The sequence below is a fragment of the Kitasatospora sp. NPDC056181 genome (assembly GCF_042266225.1).
Classification (GTDB): Bacteria; Actinomycetota; Actinomycetes; order Streptomycetales; family Streptomycetaceae; genus Kitasatospora.
This window is the reverse complement of the sequence record NZ_JBHJUK010000017.1, coordinates 13,863-28,113: the sequence shown is the minus strand read 5'-3', so window position 1 is coordinate 28,113 and position 14,251 is coordinate 13,863. Positions and strand designations below refer to the sequence as shown.

At 72.7% G+C, this 14,251-nt stretch carries 15 protein-coding genes; 3 read left to right on the top strand and 12 right to left on the bottom strand.

Annotated elements, in window-relative coordinates; all coding sequences use genetic code 11:
* Nucleotides 1–64: 64 nt before the first annotated feature.
* Nucleotides 65–1,075 (top strand): hypothetical protein, encoded by a 1,011-nt coding sequence (locus ACFC1F_RS09880; protein ID WP_376156909.1) that lies wholly within the window; start codon nucleotides 65–67, stop codon nucleotides 1,073–1,075.
* A 91-nt stretch (nucleotides 1,076–1,166) separates the two neighbouring features.
* Here ACFC1F_RS09880 and ACFC1F_RS09875 read toward each other — a convergent pair whose 3' ends face one another.
* From ACFC1F_RS09875 to ACFC1F_RS09825, 11 genes are all read right to left on the bottom strand, one after another.
* On the bottom strand, nucleotides 1,167–1,961 hold the full coding sequence (locus tag ACFC1F_RS09875; RefSeq protein ID WP_376156908.1) for a sirohydrochlorin chelatase: 795 nt from the start codon (nucleotides 1,959–1,961) through the stop codon (nucleotides 1,167–1,169).
* Between the two features lie 10 nt (nucleotides 1,962–1,971).
* Complete coding sequence (locus ACFC1F_RS09870) at nucleotides 1,972–2,880, bottom strand: ABC transporter permease (RefSeq protein WP_148645635.1); 909 nt, start codon at nucleotides 2,878–2,880, stop codon at nucleotides 1,972–1,974.
* Nucleotides 2,867–3,670, bottom strand: a complete 804-nt coding sequence (locus ACFC1F_RS09865; protein WP_376156989.1) for an ABC transporter ATP-binding protein — start codon at nucleotides 3,668–3,670, stop codon at nucleotides 2,867–2,869. Before ACFC1F_RS09865 ends, ACFC1F_RS09870 begins: the two co-directional genes overlap by 14 nt.
* A 195-nt stretch (nucleotides 3,671–3,865) precedes the next feature.
* The gene (locus ACFC1F_RS09860; RefSeq protein ID WP_376156905.1) at nucleotides 3,866–5,029 is read right to left on the bottom strand and encodes an aliphatic sulfonate ABC transporter substrate-binding protein; all 1,164 of its coding nucleotides are present in this window, start codon (nucleotides 5,027–5,029) and stop codon (nucleotides 3,866–3,868) included.
* 270 nt (nucleotides 5,030–5,299) lie between these two features.
* Nucleotides 5,300–6,622 (bottom strand): sulfate adenylyltransferase subunit 1, encoded by a 1,323-nt coding sequence (locus ACFC1F_RS09855; RefSeq protein WP_376156904.1) that lies wholly within the window; start codon nucleotides 6,620–6,622, stop codon nucleotides 5,300–5,302.
* Nucleotides 6,623–7,561, bottom strand: a complete 939-nt coding sequence (gene cysD / locus ACFC1F_RS09850; RefSeq protein ID WP_376156902.1) for a sulfate adenylyltransferase subunit CysD — start codon at nucleotides 7,559–7,561, stop codon at nucleotides 6,623–6,625.
* Nucleotides 7,558–8,154, bottom strand: a complete 597-nt coding sequence (gene cysC, locus ACFC1F_RS09845; protein WP_376156900.1) for an adenylyl-sulfate kinase — start codon at nucleotides 8,152–8,154, stop codon at nucleotides 7,558–7,560. Before cysC ends, cysD begins: the two co-directional genes overlap by 4 nt.
* A gap of 38 nt (nucleotides 8,155–8,192) precedes the next feature.
* Nucleotides 8,193–8,894 (bottom strand): phosphoadenylyl-sulfate reductase, encoded by a 702-nt coding sequence (locus ACFC1F_RS09840; protein WP_376156898.1) that lies wholly within the window; start codon nucleotides 8,892–8,894, stop codon nucleotides 8,193–8,195.
* A complete protein-coding gene (locus ACFC1F_RS09835) occupies nucleotides 8,875–9,054 on the bottom strand; it encodes a hypothetical protein (RefSeq protein WP_209412076.1) in 180 nt (59 codons plus the stop codon). The genes ACFC1F_RS09840 and ACFC1F_RS09835 overlap by 20 nt, the downstream gene beginning before the upstream one ends.
* 100 nt (nucleotides 9,055–9,154) lie before the next feature.
* Complete coding sequence (locus ACFC1F_RS09830; protein ID WP_376156896.1) at nucleotides 9,155–10,879, bottom strand: nitrite/sulfite reductase; 1,725 nt, start codon at nucleotides 10,877–10,879, stop codon at nucleotides 9,155–9,157.
* Nucleotides 10,880–11,079: 200 nt separating this feature from the next.
* On the bottom strand, nucleotides 11,080–11,163 hold the full coding sequence (locus ACFC1F_RS09825) for a putative leader peptide (RefSeq protein ID WP_329492070.1): 84 nt from the start codon (nucleotides 11,161–11,163) through the stop codon (nucleotides 11,080–11,082).
* Between the two features lie 175 nt (nucleotides 11,164–11,338).
* Here ACFC1F_RS09825 and ACFC1F_RS09820 point away from each other — a divergent pair, with 175 nt between their 5' ends.
* Entirely contained in the window at nucleotides 11,339–12,637 is a 1,299-nt protein-coding gene (locus ACFC1F_RS09820) for a YihY/virulence factor BrkB family protein (RefSeq protein WP_209412077.1), read from the top strand.
* A 314-nt stretch (nucleotides 12,638–12,951) separates the two neighbouring features.
* On the opposite strand, the gene ACFC1F_RS09815 is transcribed toward ACFC1F_RS09820, so the two are convergent.
* The gene (locus ACFC1F_RS09815; protein ID WP_376156895.1) at nucleotides 12,952–13,392 is read right to left on the bottom strand and encodes an ester cyclase; all 441 of its coding nucleotides are present in this window, start codon (nucleotides 13,390–13,392) and stop codon (nucleotides 12,952–12,954) included.
* A gap of 108 nt (nucleotides 13,393–13,500) precedes the next feature.
* On the opposite strand from ACFC1F_RS09815, the gene ACFC1F_RS09810 reads away from it, so the two are divergent.
* A complete protein-coding gene (locus ACFC1F_RS09810; protein WP_376156893.1) occupies nucleotides 13,501–14,157 on the top strand; it encodes a TetR/AcrR family transcriptional regulator C-terminal domain-containing protein in 657 nt (218 codons plus the stop codon).
* Nucleotides 14,158–14,251: the final 94 nt, after the last annotated feature.

Sequence of the window (14,251 nt, the reverse complement as noted above, 5' to 3'; positions counted from 1 at the left end):
GCCGGGACGCCCCGCGAAGCTTGATCCGTCAGCGGATCACGCAAACCTCACAGGGGGAATCCCGATGCACCGTCAGCTCCGCCGCACCCTGGTCGCCGCCGCGGCGGCCACCGTCCTGCTCGGCACCGCGGGTGCGCTGCCCGCCGCCGCCGCGCCCGCGCACCGGGCCCCGGCGGTGATCCAGGGGCACGCCCCGAAGTTCGTCCCCGAGGGGGCGACCTGGGACCCGGCGCACCGCCGCTTCCTGCTCGGCTCGATGGGCCACGGCACCGTCACCGCCGTCACCACCGACGGCTCGGTCCGCACCCTGGTCGACGACCCGGACGTACTGGTGCAGATCGCCGGTCTGCACGTGGACGCCGCCCGCGGCCGCGTCCTGGCCGTCAACATGGACAACGGCGTCGGCGACCGCAGCACCCCCGCGACGGTCGGCCGGATCGGCGGGCTCGGCGCCTACGACCTGGAGACCGGGCGGCGGATCTTCTACACCGACCTCGCCGCCGCGGCCGGGGACGGCGGCCCGCACGTCGCCAACGACGTGGCCTTCAGCCCCGACGGCACCGCGTACGTCACCGACTCCTTCGCCCCGGTCGTCTACCGGGTGGGGGTGGACGGCAGGGCGTCCGTCCTCGTCCGCGACGACCGGCTGGCCCCGCGGCCCGGCGGCTACGGCCTCAACGGCATCGTCTACCGGGACGGCCGGCTCGTCATCGGCAAGTGGGACGACGGCACGCTCTGGCAGATCCCCGTCCACAACCCGGCCGGGCTGCGGCGGATCGAGGTCCGCGGCGACGCGGGCGCACTGCTGCACCTGGACGGCCTGACGAGCCGTCCGGACGGCGGGATCGCCGGCGTCACCAACAACCTCCGGGGGGCCGGCCGGGACGCCGAGGTCGAGCTGCGCTCCGACGACCACTGGCGCACCGCCCGGCTGGCCGCCGTCCGCCCCTGGGCCGATCTCGTCCCCACCGCGGTGACCCCCGGCCCCGCCGGCGCCACCTACGTGCTCTCCGCCCGCCTGGACCTCGCCCTGGCCGGCAAGCCCGCCGACGCGTTCACCCTGCGCCGGATCTGACCGGGAGCGCGGCGCCGGCCGGGGGCCACTCTCTGGCCGGGCTGCGCCGGCCTCCGGGACCAGACCCGAGCGGGCCCGCCGCGCTCCGGCCTCAGGCGGTGAGGGCGGGGGCCGCCGCCGCCACTGCCCGGGCCCGGTCGTAGCGGGCGAGGAGGAGGCGGGCGAGTTCGGGGGCCGCGCCGAGGACGTCGGCGAGGAGGGCGGCGGAGCCGGCGGCGGCCTCGGCGATCCGGTCGGGGAGGCGGCCCGGGGCGAGCAGGTAGGGGGAGACGGCCACCTCGGCGGCGCCGGCGCGGCGCAGCGCGGCGACCGCGTCGGGGACACGGGGGCCGGCGGCGGAGGCGTAGGCGACCTCGACGGCGGCCCAGCCGCGGGTGCGGCGCCACTCGGCGGCGACCGCGCGGGTGGCGGCGTCGGCGGCCGGGTCGGAGGAGCCGGCGGCGGCCAGGACGACGCCGGTGCGGGCGCGGACCGCGGGGGAGGCGAGGTCGAGCCCGGCCTCGGCGAGGCGGCGGTCCAGGGCGTCGAGCAGCAGCGGGGAGGGCCCGAGCACGTCCGCGACCGGCAGGCCCGCGCCGGCGGCGCGCAGCGCGGCGGGGATGTCGTGCTTGGCATGGAAGGCCCGGTTGAGCAGCAGCGGCACGGCCACGGCGTCCGCGCCGGCCCCGGCGAGCCGGGAGACCACCTGCGGGATCCGCGGCGCGCAGTGGTCGAGGTAGGCGGTGGCGACCTCCAGCCCGGGGCGCAGCGCCCGGACCCCGGTGACCAGCGCGGCCACCGTCGCGGCGTGCCGCGGGTCGCGGCTGCCGTGGGCGATCAGCAGCAGGGCGGGGCCGCCCGCCGCCACCGCGGTGGCGGGGGCGGCGGACAGCCGGCCTTCGTACACGGGAGGCGCCTTACTTGACGGCGGCCAGCAGGCCGCGGTTGCGCAGGACCCGGCGCTCGACCGGGGTGAACACCAGCAGTTCGATGGCGATGCCGACGAACAGGATGAGGATGATGCCGAGCAGCACGCCCGCCATGTCGGAGAACTCGCGCTGGTTCTCCAGGTACCGGCCGAGGCCGAGGCCCAGGTCGGGGGAGGAGGCGACGAGCTCGGCGGCCATCAGCGAGCGCCAGGAGAAGGCCCAGCCCTGCTTGAGGCCGGCCAGGTAGCCGGGCAGTGCGGCCGGCAGCAGGATGTGCCGCGCGCCCGCGAGGCCGGTGGCGCCGATGGTGCGCCCGGCCCGCAGGAACAGCGGCGGGACCTGGTCGATGCCGGCCACCAGGCCGTTGGCGATGGACGGGACGGCGCCGAGCAGGATGACCGCGTACATCATCGAGTCGTTGATGCCGAGCCAGATGACGGCGGCCGGCACCCAGGCGACCGAGGGCAGCGACTGGAGGCCGGAGAGGACGGGGCCGAGCGCGGCCCGCACCGGCCTGACCCGGGCGACCAGCAGGCCGATCGGGGTGCCGATGACGAGGGCTATCAGGAAGCCGGAGAGGCCGCGCCAGACGCTGGTCCAGATGATCGAGAACAGCGTGCCGGCGGTCCAGAGGTCCCCGAGGGCGCCCCAGACGTCGGCCGGGCTGGGCAGCTTGTAGGCGGTGGTGACGTGCAGGCTGTACGCGCCCTGCCAGAGGGCGAGCACCAGGACCACGCCGAGCAGCGGCGGCAGCGCCTTCTGCCGGAACACCTCGCCGAACGAGGTGCGCTGCGCGGAGACGGCGTCGAGGGCGTCCAGGCCGGCACCGACGTCGGCGGTGTCCGTTCCGGGCGTGGCGGCCTTGTCCAGGACGGGGGTGGTGTCAGTGCTGGCCATGGCGGCGGATCTCCCCACGAAGTTCTTCGGTGATCTCGATGGACAGGTCGGCGACGCCGGAGGACTCGATCCGGCGCGGCTGCGGCAGGTCGATCCGCCACTCGCGCGCCACGCGGCCGGGGCGGGAGGAGAGCAGCACCACGCGCTGGGCGAGCCGGACGGCCTCCCGCACGTTGTGGGTGACGAACAGGACGGACAGCTTGCGCTCGGCCCAGATCCGGGTGATCTCGTCGTGCAGGACGTCCCGGGTGATGGCGTCGAGCGCGGCGAACGGCTCGTCCATGAGCAGCACCGAGCCGCCCTGGGCGAGTGCGCGGGCCATCGCGACGCGCTGGCGCATGCCGCCGGAGAGCTCGTGCACGCGCTTGCCGTACGAGCCCTGGAGGCGGACCAGTTCGAGCAGCCGTTCGGCCTCGGCCCTGCGCTCGGGGCGGGGGACGCCGGCGAGCTTGAGGGCGAGCTCGATGTTCTTGCCGGCGGTGAGCCAGGGGAACAGTGCGTGCTCCTGGAACATCAGCGCCGGGCGACCCCCGGCCACCTCGATCGTGCCGCGGGTGGGCTTGTCGAGGTCGGCGACCAGGTTGAGCAGGGTGGACTTGCCGCAGCCCGAGGCACCGAGCAGCGTGACGAACTCGCCGGGCGCGACATCGAGGGTGATGTCGTCCAGGACGTGGGTCTGCGCGCCGGGACGGCCGAAGGACTTGTGCACGTGCGAGATCCGGACGGCGGGCGCGCCGTCGCGGGTGCCGACGCCGGCGGCGTCGTCCGAGGTGGTCAGTGCCGGGGACATCCGGGCACCTCCTGCGTGAGAGGTCATGGGCCCCTCCCGTCCGTTGGCGGGCCGGGAGGGAAGGGTGGCGAAGCGGGAGCCGGGGTCCGGCCCCGCCCGTCCCTGTGCCTGGGGGCATCGATCGGGCATCGACCGGGAGGGCGGGGGGCCGGACCGCGGAGCTTGGGGGCGCGGGCCGAGCGGTACTGCCGGGTGCTACTTGGTACCGAGGCCGGCGTCCGCCACCGGGCTCTGGCCCTTGGCCGCGAGCACCTTGTTCAGCAGCGTCAGGTCGTAGATGCCGTTCAGGCTCGGCTTCTTGAGCAGGCCCGCGGTGACGGCGTGGTCGGCCTCGGCCTGCAGGGTGGAGGCCAACGGGTCGTCCAGGAAGTCGATGTCCTGCCAGGCCGGGTCGAGGACGGCCGGCTCCAGCGCGTTGCCGGCCTCCTTCTTGATGGCCTCGTTGGCGTCGGCCTTGGCCTTGTCCGGGTTGGCCTTGATGAAGGCGTTGGTGTTCACCGAGCCGCGCAGCACGGCCTCCACCACGTCCGGGTGCTCCGCGAGGAACTTCTGCGAGACGATGATGTTGGTGATCACGAACTTCTTGTCCGGCCAGACGTCCTTCTCGTTGAGCAGGACCTTCGCGCCGAGGGTGACCAGCTTGGACGCGGTCGGCTCGGGCACCCAGGCGCCGTCGATCGAGCCCTGCTTGTAGGCGTCCGGGGTGACCTTGTTGTCCGAGCGGATCACGCTGACGTCGCCGGCGCCGGACTGCGCGTCGACCTTGTAGCCCTTGCCGGCCAGGTAGTTGAGGAGCGCCACGTCCTGGGTGTTGCCCAGCTGCGGGGTGGCGATCTTCTTGCCCTTGAGGTCGTCCAGGGAGGTGATCTTGTCCGGGTTGACGACCAGCTTGACGCCGCCGGAGGCCGAACCGCTGATGATCTTCAGCGACTTGCCCTCGGACTTGGTGAAGCCGTTGATCGCGGGGGAGGGGCCGATCCACCCGATGTCGATCGAGCCGGCGTTCAGCGCCTCGATCTCGGCCGGGCCCGCGTTGAAGACCTGGGTCTTGACCTGGGTGGCGCCCAGCTCCTTCTGGAACAGGCCCTCCTGGAGACCGACCAGCGGGGTGCCGTGGGTCAGGTTGGCGAAGTAGCCGATCTTGACCGTGTCGGCGGAGAGCTTCGCGCCGGAGCCGGCGGCCGAGTCGCCGGCCGCCGGCGCGCTGCTGGTCTTCTTGTCCTCGCTCTTCGAGCCGTAGCCGCAGGCGGAGAGCAGCGCCACGGCCGTGAGGCCGGCCACGACGGCCGCGGCGGAGCGTCTGATCCGGCCGGCGTCGGGGCGGGGCGCGGTATGGGGAAGTGCCTGGTTCGGTGCCATGGGCGGAGTCCTGTTCACGGACGGACCGTCAGGAGGCGGTCTCGGGACGGAAGTCGGTCAAGGTTGTGCTTGCGGCATCGGGGGATGCCGGGCAAGCCGGGACGGCGCTGCTGTGCCAGCTGTGGGGTGGGACAGCGGCCGGCCCGGTGACAGGGCGTTCTCAGCCCTGTCGGCCCACACATCGGGTCAGGCCGCCCTGGCCGCTGCCGAGGACGCCGCTGCCGATGCGGCCGCCTTCCTTGTCCATGCCCGAGAACGCCTCGCTGGGCATCAGACCCAGTCCTCCTCAAGGGGTTCGGTGGTGCCGGTGGATACGGTCTCGAAGGCCTCGCCCGCCATGCCGGCGGTGAGGGTGGTGCCGTCGGCCGGGTCGATCAGCAGGAACGAACCGGTCAGACGGTTGTCGGAGTAGCCGTCGAGCGCCAGCGGCTCGGCGGTGCGCAGCACCACGTGGCCGATGTCGTTGACGTCCAGCCCGTCGGGGGCGTCGCGCTGCTCCAGCGTGTCGATGTCGATCCGGTAGGAGATCTCCTTGACCAGCGCGCGCACGGTGCGGGTGGTGTGCTTGAGCAGCACCTTGGCGCCGACGCGCAGCGGCCGCTCGCTGAGGTGGCTGACGGTGGCCTCGATGTCCTTGGTGGGGACGGGGGCCGGTCCGGCCGCGATGAGGTCGCCCCGGGAGACGTCGATGTCGTCGGCGAGGCGCACGGTGACCGACTGGGGGGCCCAGGCGATGTCGGTGGGCCGGCCGAGCGCGTCGATGCCGGCGACGGTGGTGGTGTGGCCGGAGGGCAGCACCGTCACCGGGTCGCCGACCCGCAGCACGCCGGAGGCCAACTGCCCGGCGTAGCCGCGGTAGTCGGGGTGCTCGTCGGTCTGCGGGCGGATCACGTACTGGACGGGGAAGCGGGCCGGCTCGACGCTCGGGTCGCTGCCGACCGGCACCGTCTCCAGGTGCTCCAGCAGGGTGGGGCCGCCGTACCAGTCCATGTGGGCGGACGGCTCGACCACGTTGTCGCCGGCGAGCGCGGAGATCGGGACGGCCACCACGTCCTTGACGCCGAGCGAGGCGGCGTAGGCGGTGAACTCGGCGGCGATGGCGGCGAAGACGGGCTCCGCGTACTCGACGAGGTCCATCTTGTTGACGGCCAGCACCACGTGCGGCACGCGCAGCAGCGCGGCGACGGCGGCGTGCCGGCGGGTCTGCTCGACCACGCCGTTGCGGGCGTCGACCAGGACGACGGCCAGCTCGGCGGTGGAGGCGCCGGTCACCATGTTCCGGGTGTACTGCACGTGCCCGGGGGTGTCGGCGAGGATGAACCGCCGCCGCGGGGTGGCGAAGTAGCGGTAGGCGACGTCGATGGTGATGCCCTGCTCGCGCTCGGCGCGCAGGCCGTCGGTGAGCAGCGCGAGGTCGGGCGCCTCCTGGCCGCGGCTCAGGGAGGCGCGCTCGACGGCCTCCAGCTGGTCGGCCAGCACCGACTTGGAGTCGTGCAGCAGACGGCCCACCAGGGTGGACTTGCCGTCGTCGACGGACCCGGCGGTGGCGAAGCGCAGCAGGGAGGTGGCGCTGGTCTCGGTGGTGGTGCTCATTTAGAAGTATCCCTCGCGCTTGCGGTCTTCCATCGCGGCCTCGGAGAGCTTGTCGTCGGCGCGGGTGGCGCCGCGCTCGGTGAGGCGGCTGGCGGCGATCTCGGCGATGACGGCCTGGATGTCGGTGGCGTCGGAGTCGACGGCACCGGTGCAGGACATGTCGCCCACCGTGCGGTAGCGGATCAGCCGCCGCTGGACCGGCTCGTTCTCCTTGGGGCCGCCCCACTCGCCGGCGGTCAGCCACATGCCGCCCCGGGAGAAGACGTCGCGCTCGTGCGCGTAGTAGATCTCCGGGAGTTCGATGCCCTCGCGCTCGATGTACTGCCAGACGTCCAGCTCGGTCCAGTTGGAGAGCGGGAAGACCCGGACGTGCTCGCCGACGGCGTGCCGGCCGTTGTACAGCGACCAGAGCTCGGGACGCTGGCGGCGCGGGTCCCAGGCGCCGAACTCGTCGCGCAGGGAGAAGACGCGCTCCTTGGCGCGGGCCTTCTCCTCGTCGCGGCGGCCGCCGCCGAAGACGGCGTCGAACTTGTTGCCCTCGATGGCGTCCAGCAGCGGGACGGTCTGGAGCGGGTTGCGGGTGCCGTCGGGGCGCTCGCGCAGCCGGCCGTCGTCGATGAAGTCCTGGACGTGGGCGACGTGCAGGCGCAGGTTGTGCCTGGCCGCCACCCGGTCGCGGTACTCGATGACCTCGGGGAAGTTGTGGCCGGTGTCCACGTGCAGCAGCGAGAAGGGGATGGCGGCCGGCCAGAAGGCCTTGAGCGCCAGGTGCAGCATGACGATGGAGTCCTTGCCGCCCGAGAAGAGGATCACCGGGCGCTCGAACTCCCCCGCGACCTCGCGGAAGATGTGCACCGACTCGGCCTCCAGCGCGTCCAGGTGGGACAGCGCGAAGGGGGTGTCGTCGGTGTCGACCAGGCTGTCGGTCGCGGTGGTCATGCGAGACCCCTCTCGGTCAGGAAGGCGTGCAGCTCGGCGGCGCTCTCGGCCACCTCGCGGCCCTGGGTCTGCAGTCGCAGCTCGGGGTCCGCGGGAGCCTCGTACGGGTCGTCGACGCCGGTCAGGCCGGAGAGCTCACCGGCCGCCTGCTTCGCGTACAGCCCCTTGACGTCGCGCTCGGCGCACAGCTCGACCGGGGTGGCGACGTGGATCTCCAGGAAGTCGGTGCCGTGGGCGGCGTGCCGCTCGCGGACCGCCGCGCGGGAGTCGGCGTAGGGGGCGATCACGGGGGCGAGCACCTTCACGCCGTTGGCGGCGAGCTTCTCGGCGACGAAGCCGATCCGGGTGACGTTGGTGTGCCGGTCCTCGCGGGTGAAGCCGAGGCCCTTGGAGAGGAACTCGCGGATCTCGTCGCCGTCCAGGACCTCGACCCTGTGGCCCTCGGCGCGCAGCCGTCCGGCCAGGGCGAAGGCGAGCGTGGTCTTGCCGGCGCTCGGCAGCCCGGTCAGCCACACGGTGGCGCCGCGCTCGCAGGGTGCGGCCGCGGGGGCCGCCTCTGCGGCTCCGCCGGCGGCCGGGGTGGTGGTCGTCACGGGGTTACTCCTGGAGATCTGAAGGGGGGTCGTGCGGGTCAGAGGTGGATGCCGCACTCGGTCTTGCCGGAGCCGGACCAGCGGCCGGCCCGGGCGTCCTCGCCCTCGGCGGGCTTGCGGGTGCAGGAGAGCGGGGAGCAGCCGACCGACGTGTACCCCTCCCACAGCAGCGGGTTGAGCAGTACGCCGTTGGCGCTGACGTAGGCGTCCACGTCCTCCTGCGTCCAGCGGGCGATCGGGGCGAGCTTGACCTTGCGGCGCCTCGCGTCCCAGGCGACCACCGGGGTGTCCGCCCGGGTCGGCGACTCGTCGCGGCGCAGCCCGGTCGCCCAGGCGTCGTACCCGCCGAGACCGCGGTTCAGCGGCTCGACCTTCCGCAGCGAGCAGCAGAGGTCCGGGTCGCGGTCGTGCAGGGCGGGCCCGTACTGGGCGTCCTGCTCGGCCACGGTCTGGAGCGGCTTCAGCGTGATGACGTTGACCGGCATCACCGCGGCGACCGCGTCCCGGGTGCCGATGGTCTCCGGGAAGTGGTAGCCGGTGTCCAGGAACACGACGTCCACACCGGGGAAGACCGAGGAGGCGAGGTGGGCGACGACCGCGTCCTCCATGGAGGAGGTGACGCAGAACCGCTTGCCGAAGGTGTCGGCGGCCCACTTCAGGATCTCCTGAGGGGTCGCCTCCTCCAGCTCGCGGCCGGCCCTGAGCGCCAGCTGCTCGTAGTCAGTCGTCGTGTCGGTCATGCGCCTTACCCCCGTTGGCCGGTGACAGCAGTCCCAGGAACTTCAGCTGGAAGGCCCGGCGGCAGCCGTGGCACTCCCAGGCTCCGTGCCCGGCCTCGGACGGGCGCAGGTCCTCGTCCCCGCAGTAGGGGCAGAAGAACGGTGCCGCTCGCTCGCTCATCGCCCACCTCGCTTCGCCCGGCTCGCCCGGCTCGCTCGGCTCGCTCGGCGTCCGCTTCGCGAGACGCGCCCCTCTTCCACGGTTCGCTCTCTCGGCTCGCTCACGACAGCTGCTCCTCGCTCGCGCGGGCCGCCCACTGGGCGAAGCGCTCGCCCTCGGCGCGGTCGGCCTGGTAGCGGGTCAGGACGCGCTCGACGTAGTCGGGCAGGCCGTCCTTGGTGACCTTGAGGCCGCGGACCTTGCGGCCGAAGCCGGCCTCCAGCCCGAGCGCGCCGCCCAGGTGGACCTGGTAGCCCTCGACCTGCTCGCCGTCGGCGTCGGTCACCAGCTGGCCCTTGAGACCGATGTCCGCGACCTGGATGCGGGCGCAGGCGTTCGGGCAGCCGTTGATGTTGATGGTCAGCGGCTCCTCGAAGTCGGGGAGGCGCTTCTCCAGCTCGTCGATGAGCGTGCGGCCGCGCTCCTTGGTCTCGACGATCGCGAGCTTGCAGTACTCGATGCCGGTGCAGGCCATGGTGCCGCGGCGGAACGGCGACGGGGTGACGCGCAGGTCCAGCGCCTCCAGGCCGGCCACCAGGGACTCGACCCGGTCCTCGGCGACATCGAGGACGAGCATCTTCTGTTCGGCGGTGGTGCGCAGCCGGTCGCTGCCGTGGGCGGCGGCGAGGTCGGCGATCCGGCCGAGCAGCCTGCCGTCGACGCGGCCGACGCGCGGCGCGAAGCCGACGTAGTAGTTGCCGTCCGTCTGCCGGTGCACGCCGACGTGGTCGCGCCAGCGGCCGGCGGGCTCCTCGGGCGCGGGGCCGTCGACCAGCTGGTACTTGAGGTACTCGTCCTCCAGGACCTGGCGGAACTTCTCCACGCCCCAGTCGGCGACCAGGAACTTCAGCCGGGCGCGGTTGCGCAGCCGGCGGTAGCCGTAGTCGCGGAAGATGCCGATGACACCGCCGTAGACGTCCGCGACCTCGTCCAGCGGGACCCAGGCACCCAGGCGGACACCGAGCTTGGGGTTGGTCGAGAGGCCGCCGCCGACCCAGAGGTCGAAGCCGGGACCGTGCTCGGGGTGGACCACGCCCACGAAGGCGATGTCGTTGATCTCGTGCGCGACGTCCAGCAGCGGCGAGCCGGAGACGGCGGACTTGAACTTGCGCGGCAGGTTGGAGAACTCGGGGTTGCCGATGAAGCGGCGCTGGATCTCCTCGATGGCGGGGGTGCCGTCGATGATCTCGTCCTCGGCGATGCCGGCCACCGGCGAGCCGAGGATGACGCGCGGGGTGTCACCGCAGGCCTCGGTGGTGGAGAGGCCGACGGCCTCCAGCTTCTGCCAGATCGCCGGGACGTCCTCGATCCGGATCCAGTGGTACTGCACGTTCTGCCGGTCGGTCAGGTCGGCGGTGTTGCGGCCGTACAGCTCGGAGACCTCGGCGATCGCCTTGAGCTGGGCGACGGTCAGCCGGCCGCCGTCGATGCGGACCCGGAGCATGAAGTACTCGGCGTCCAGCTCGTGGGGGTCCAGGATGGCGGTCTTGCCGCCGTCGATGCCCTCCTTGCGCTGGGTGTACAGACCCCACCAGCGCATCCGGCCGCGCAGGTCGGCCGGGTCGATCGAGTCGAAGCCGCGGTGCGCGTAGATCGTCTCAATACGTGTCCGCACGTTGAGACCGTCGTCGTCCTTCTTGAACTGCTCGTTGGCGTTCAGGGGAGTGAAGTGGCCCATGCCCCACTGGCCCTCACCGCGGTGGCGGGTCACCTTGCGCGGCGCGGCGGGACGGCGCTCGGCGGCGCTGTCGGCCGTGGGCTCGGCGGTCTCGGGAGTGGTGGCCATGGTGAAGTCCTTCGGGGCAGGTGGCTCTGACGCCGGGTGGGTCGCTGGGGCGTGCTCGGCGGTGCGCTGCTGCTGTGACCTGCTGGTTTGTCAGGGCCGGGAGAGCAGTGACCGGGGCCGGGCGGGCGCCTGCGCATCCGCTTCAGCGGGGATGGCGAGGGTGGTGGCGCCGGGTGCGGTGGGTGGCGGCGGGGTGGGGCTCAGATCACCGGACAGATGGCGCTGGACACGCGAAGGAGATCGACGTGGAGTCGACCTACTAGGGTGGTTCCGGCGCTTGGCATGGCAAGAGATTCGCACGGCGCACGACGTGCGGTCCACTAACGTCCGAATTATGGACGCAAAGGTTTCGCATACCGAGATGCTGGAGCGTTCCCGCCGCTCGCCGGATCGGTGCCCGGTGACCGCTGTCCGACACGGAGATCAACGGACCTGCTCCGGCCCGATACCGTTAGCCCTGTGCAACCAGCAGGCGAAACGACGAGACCGAACCCCGAGCGGCCCTCCCGTCGTCGGGGCAGGGGCTCCCGGCGGGCGGCCAAGCAGGTCACCTGGCGCAGTACGGCCTGGGCCCTGGTCAAGGACACCACCAACACCTGTGTCGAGTACCGGGTCACCGGCCTCGCCGCGGAGGCGGCGTTCTTCACCCTGCTGTCCATCCCGCCGCTGCTGCTCTGCCTGGCCGGCACCCTCGGGTACCTCGACGACTTCCTCGGCGCCGGCACCATCGAGAAGCTGAAGCAGGACATCGTCAAGGCCGCCGGGACGGTGCTCTCGGACTCCTCGGTCCAGCAGGTCGTGGTGCCGCTGCTGAAGGAGGTCTTCGACCACACCCGGCCCGACCTGGTGTCGATCGGCTTCCTGCTCTCGCTCTGGTCCGGCTCCCGGGCGCTCTACATCTTCATCGACACCATCACCGTCATGTACGGGCTCGACGGCAAGCGCGGCATCGTCAAGACCAGGCTCATGTCGCTCGGCCTCTACCTCGGCGCCCTGCTGATCGGCTCGCTGGTGCTGCCGCTGCTGATGGCCGGCCCCGGACTGGTGCAGAACGCCGTGCCGGACATCGCGACCGTCGTCAACGCGCTCTACTGGCCGGTCGCGATCCTGCTGCTGATCGTCTTCCTGACCACCCTGTACCACCTCGCCGTGCCCGTCTCCACGCCCTGGCGGGAGGACATCCCGGGCGCGCTGGTCGCGCTGGTGGTGCTGGTCTTCTGCAGCGTGGCCCTGCGGCTCTACCTCGTCAGCTCGGTCGAGGGCCCGTCGGTGTACGGCTCGCTGGCCGCACCGGTGGCCGTCCTGCTCTGGATCTTCGTCGTCGCGCTCGCAGTGCTCATCGGCGCCGCGATGAACGCCGCCATAGACCGCCGCTGGCCGACCCTGGAGACCGCCGACGCCCGCGCCGAGAACGAACGCGCCCACGAGGAGGCCGCCGCCGCGGTGGTCCGCGAGGTGGCCGCCCGGCGCGCCGTCGAGCGGGCCCGGCGGGCGCGCGAACTGGGCCTCGCCGAGGGCGCCGAGGAGGAGCACTGGGGAGAGGACGAGGGCGAGGACGTCGACGTGCCCTCCGAGTACCCCGAGCGCTGGGCCGACGTGCTCGCCGCCGACAACGTCCGGGCGCGCCTCACCGCCCGCGGAGGCGGCCCGCACCACCGGCCCGCCCCGCCGCCCCCGGACAGCGACCGGCCGACCGCGCCGCCGCCCGACTACCAGCTGCCCTCCCACCCGCCGCGGCCGCCGTGGGACCAGGACTGACCTGCCGGGGGCGGGGCTGCGGCCGACCCGGTCCCGCACCTGCGAGACCGCAGAACCGCCGGAACGGCCACGCCTTCCTGACGGGGCTCCGCGGGCCTTGCGCACCAGGCGACGATCGCCTGTCGTCTGTCGAAACGGCCCGCCGGAAAGGGCGGGCCGTCACGGCTGCGGATTGGCGGAGCTGGATGACCGTCCCCGGCCCGTTCGCCGTCAGGCGGTGAGCTTCGCGGCGGCCTCGCTCATCACGGCCGGTTTGGTCCCGCTGAAGGAGACGGTGTGGCTGACGTGCTGTCCCCGCTGATGAGCGCCCGGGCTCAGTCCATGGTCGGCCAGTCCCAGCCGAGCTGGATGAACATGCCGAGGCGGTCGCTGACGGCACGGATCTCGACGATCTGCCCGGCGCGGACGGTGAAGATCCAGATCTGCTCGACGTCGCAGCGACGGTTGGTCGGCTCGGGCATCCGGGCGTGGAAGCCCGTGTGCACCCCGGCCACCCGCAGGCGGGCCACGACCTCGTCGTCCTCGGCGATGAGCTGCTGGATGTGGAAGCCGTCGCCCTCGGCCTCGGTGCTGAAGGCGGCCAGCTGGAGGCGGAAGCCCTCGACGGCGGCGCCGGGGGCGTCCTCCTCGCCGAAGATGATCTTGTTGTGGTCGATCACCGACGGGGAGAGCAGCTGCACCCAGCCGTCGCCGGAGCGGTCGTTGAGCGCGGTGACGAAGTCGCGGATGACCTGCTTGTTGGCGATGGTCGACATGGTGGTTCCCCCTGCTGTGACAACTTCTTACGTGGTAAGTTTGCTGAGGGAGAGTGTTCTCTTATCCCGTAAGAAAGTCAAGCCCGTCCGGGGCGAGGAGGAGCAGGCATGGCACAGCGGCAGGGGGCCCGGCGCGGCCGGGGCGAGCGGGTGGGGCTGAGCAGGCAGCAGATCCTCGACGCGGCGCTCGGCCTGGTGGACCGGGACGGGCTCAAGGGCCTGACGATGCGCTCGCTCGGCGAGGAGCTGGGCGTGGAGGCGATGACGCTCTACCACTACGTGCCGAACAAGGACGCCCTGCTCGACGGCTTGGTGGAGCAGGTGTTCACGGCCGCCGTCCCTGCCATGGATGGCTCGGCCGACTGGCGGGCGGCCCTGCGCGCGTACGCCACCGCCCTGCGCGAGGGCCTGCTGCGGCACCCGGCTGTGCTCCCGCTTGCCACCTCCCGGCCCGCCGTCACCCCGGCGACCCTCGACGACATCGAGGTGCTCCTGCGCCTGCTTACGGCCGGCGGCTTCCCGCTGGGCCGGGCGCTGCACGCGCTCAACTCCCTCGTGGTGTTCGTGATCGGCCACGCGACGGCGGAGGCCCAGATCGTGATCGGCGCCGAGGAGGCGGGCGGCGCCGACTGGCTGGCCGCGCTGGAGGCGGAGCGGTACCCGCTGCTGGTCCGCGCCGCGAGCGAGGGCGTCGGCGCGGACGACGGCGAGCGGTTCGCGTTCGCGCTCGAAGCCCTGCTGCTCGGCTTCGAGGCGCTGCGCTAGCTGGAGACACCCGAAACTTGCCGCCGCCCATCATGTCAATCGCCGACCAGCGGACTGTCGGGCGCCGCCGGAACAAACACCGTGCGTCTGTCGG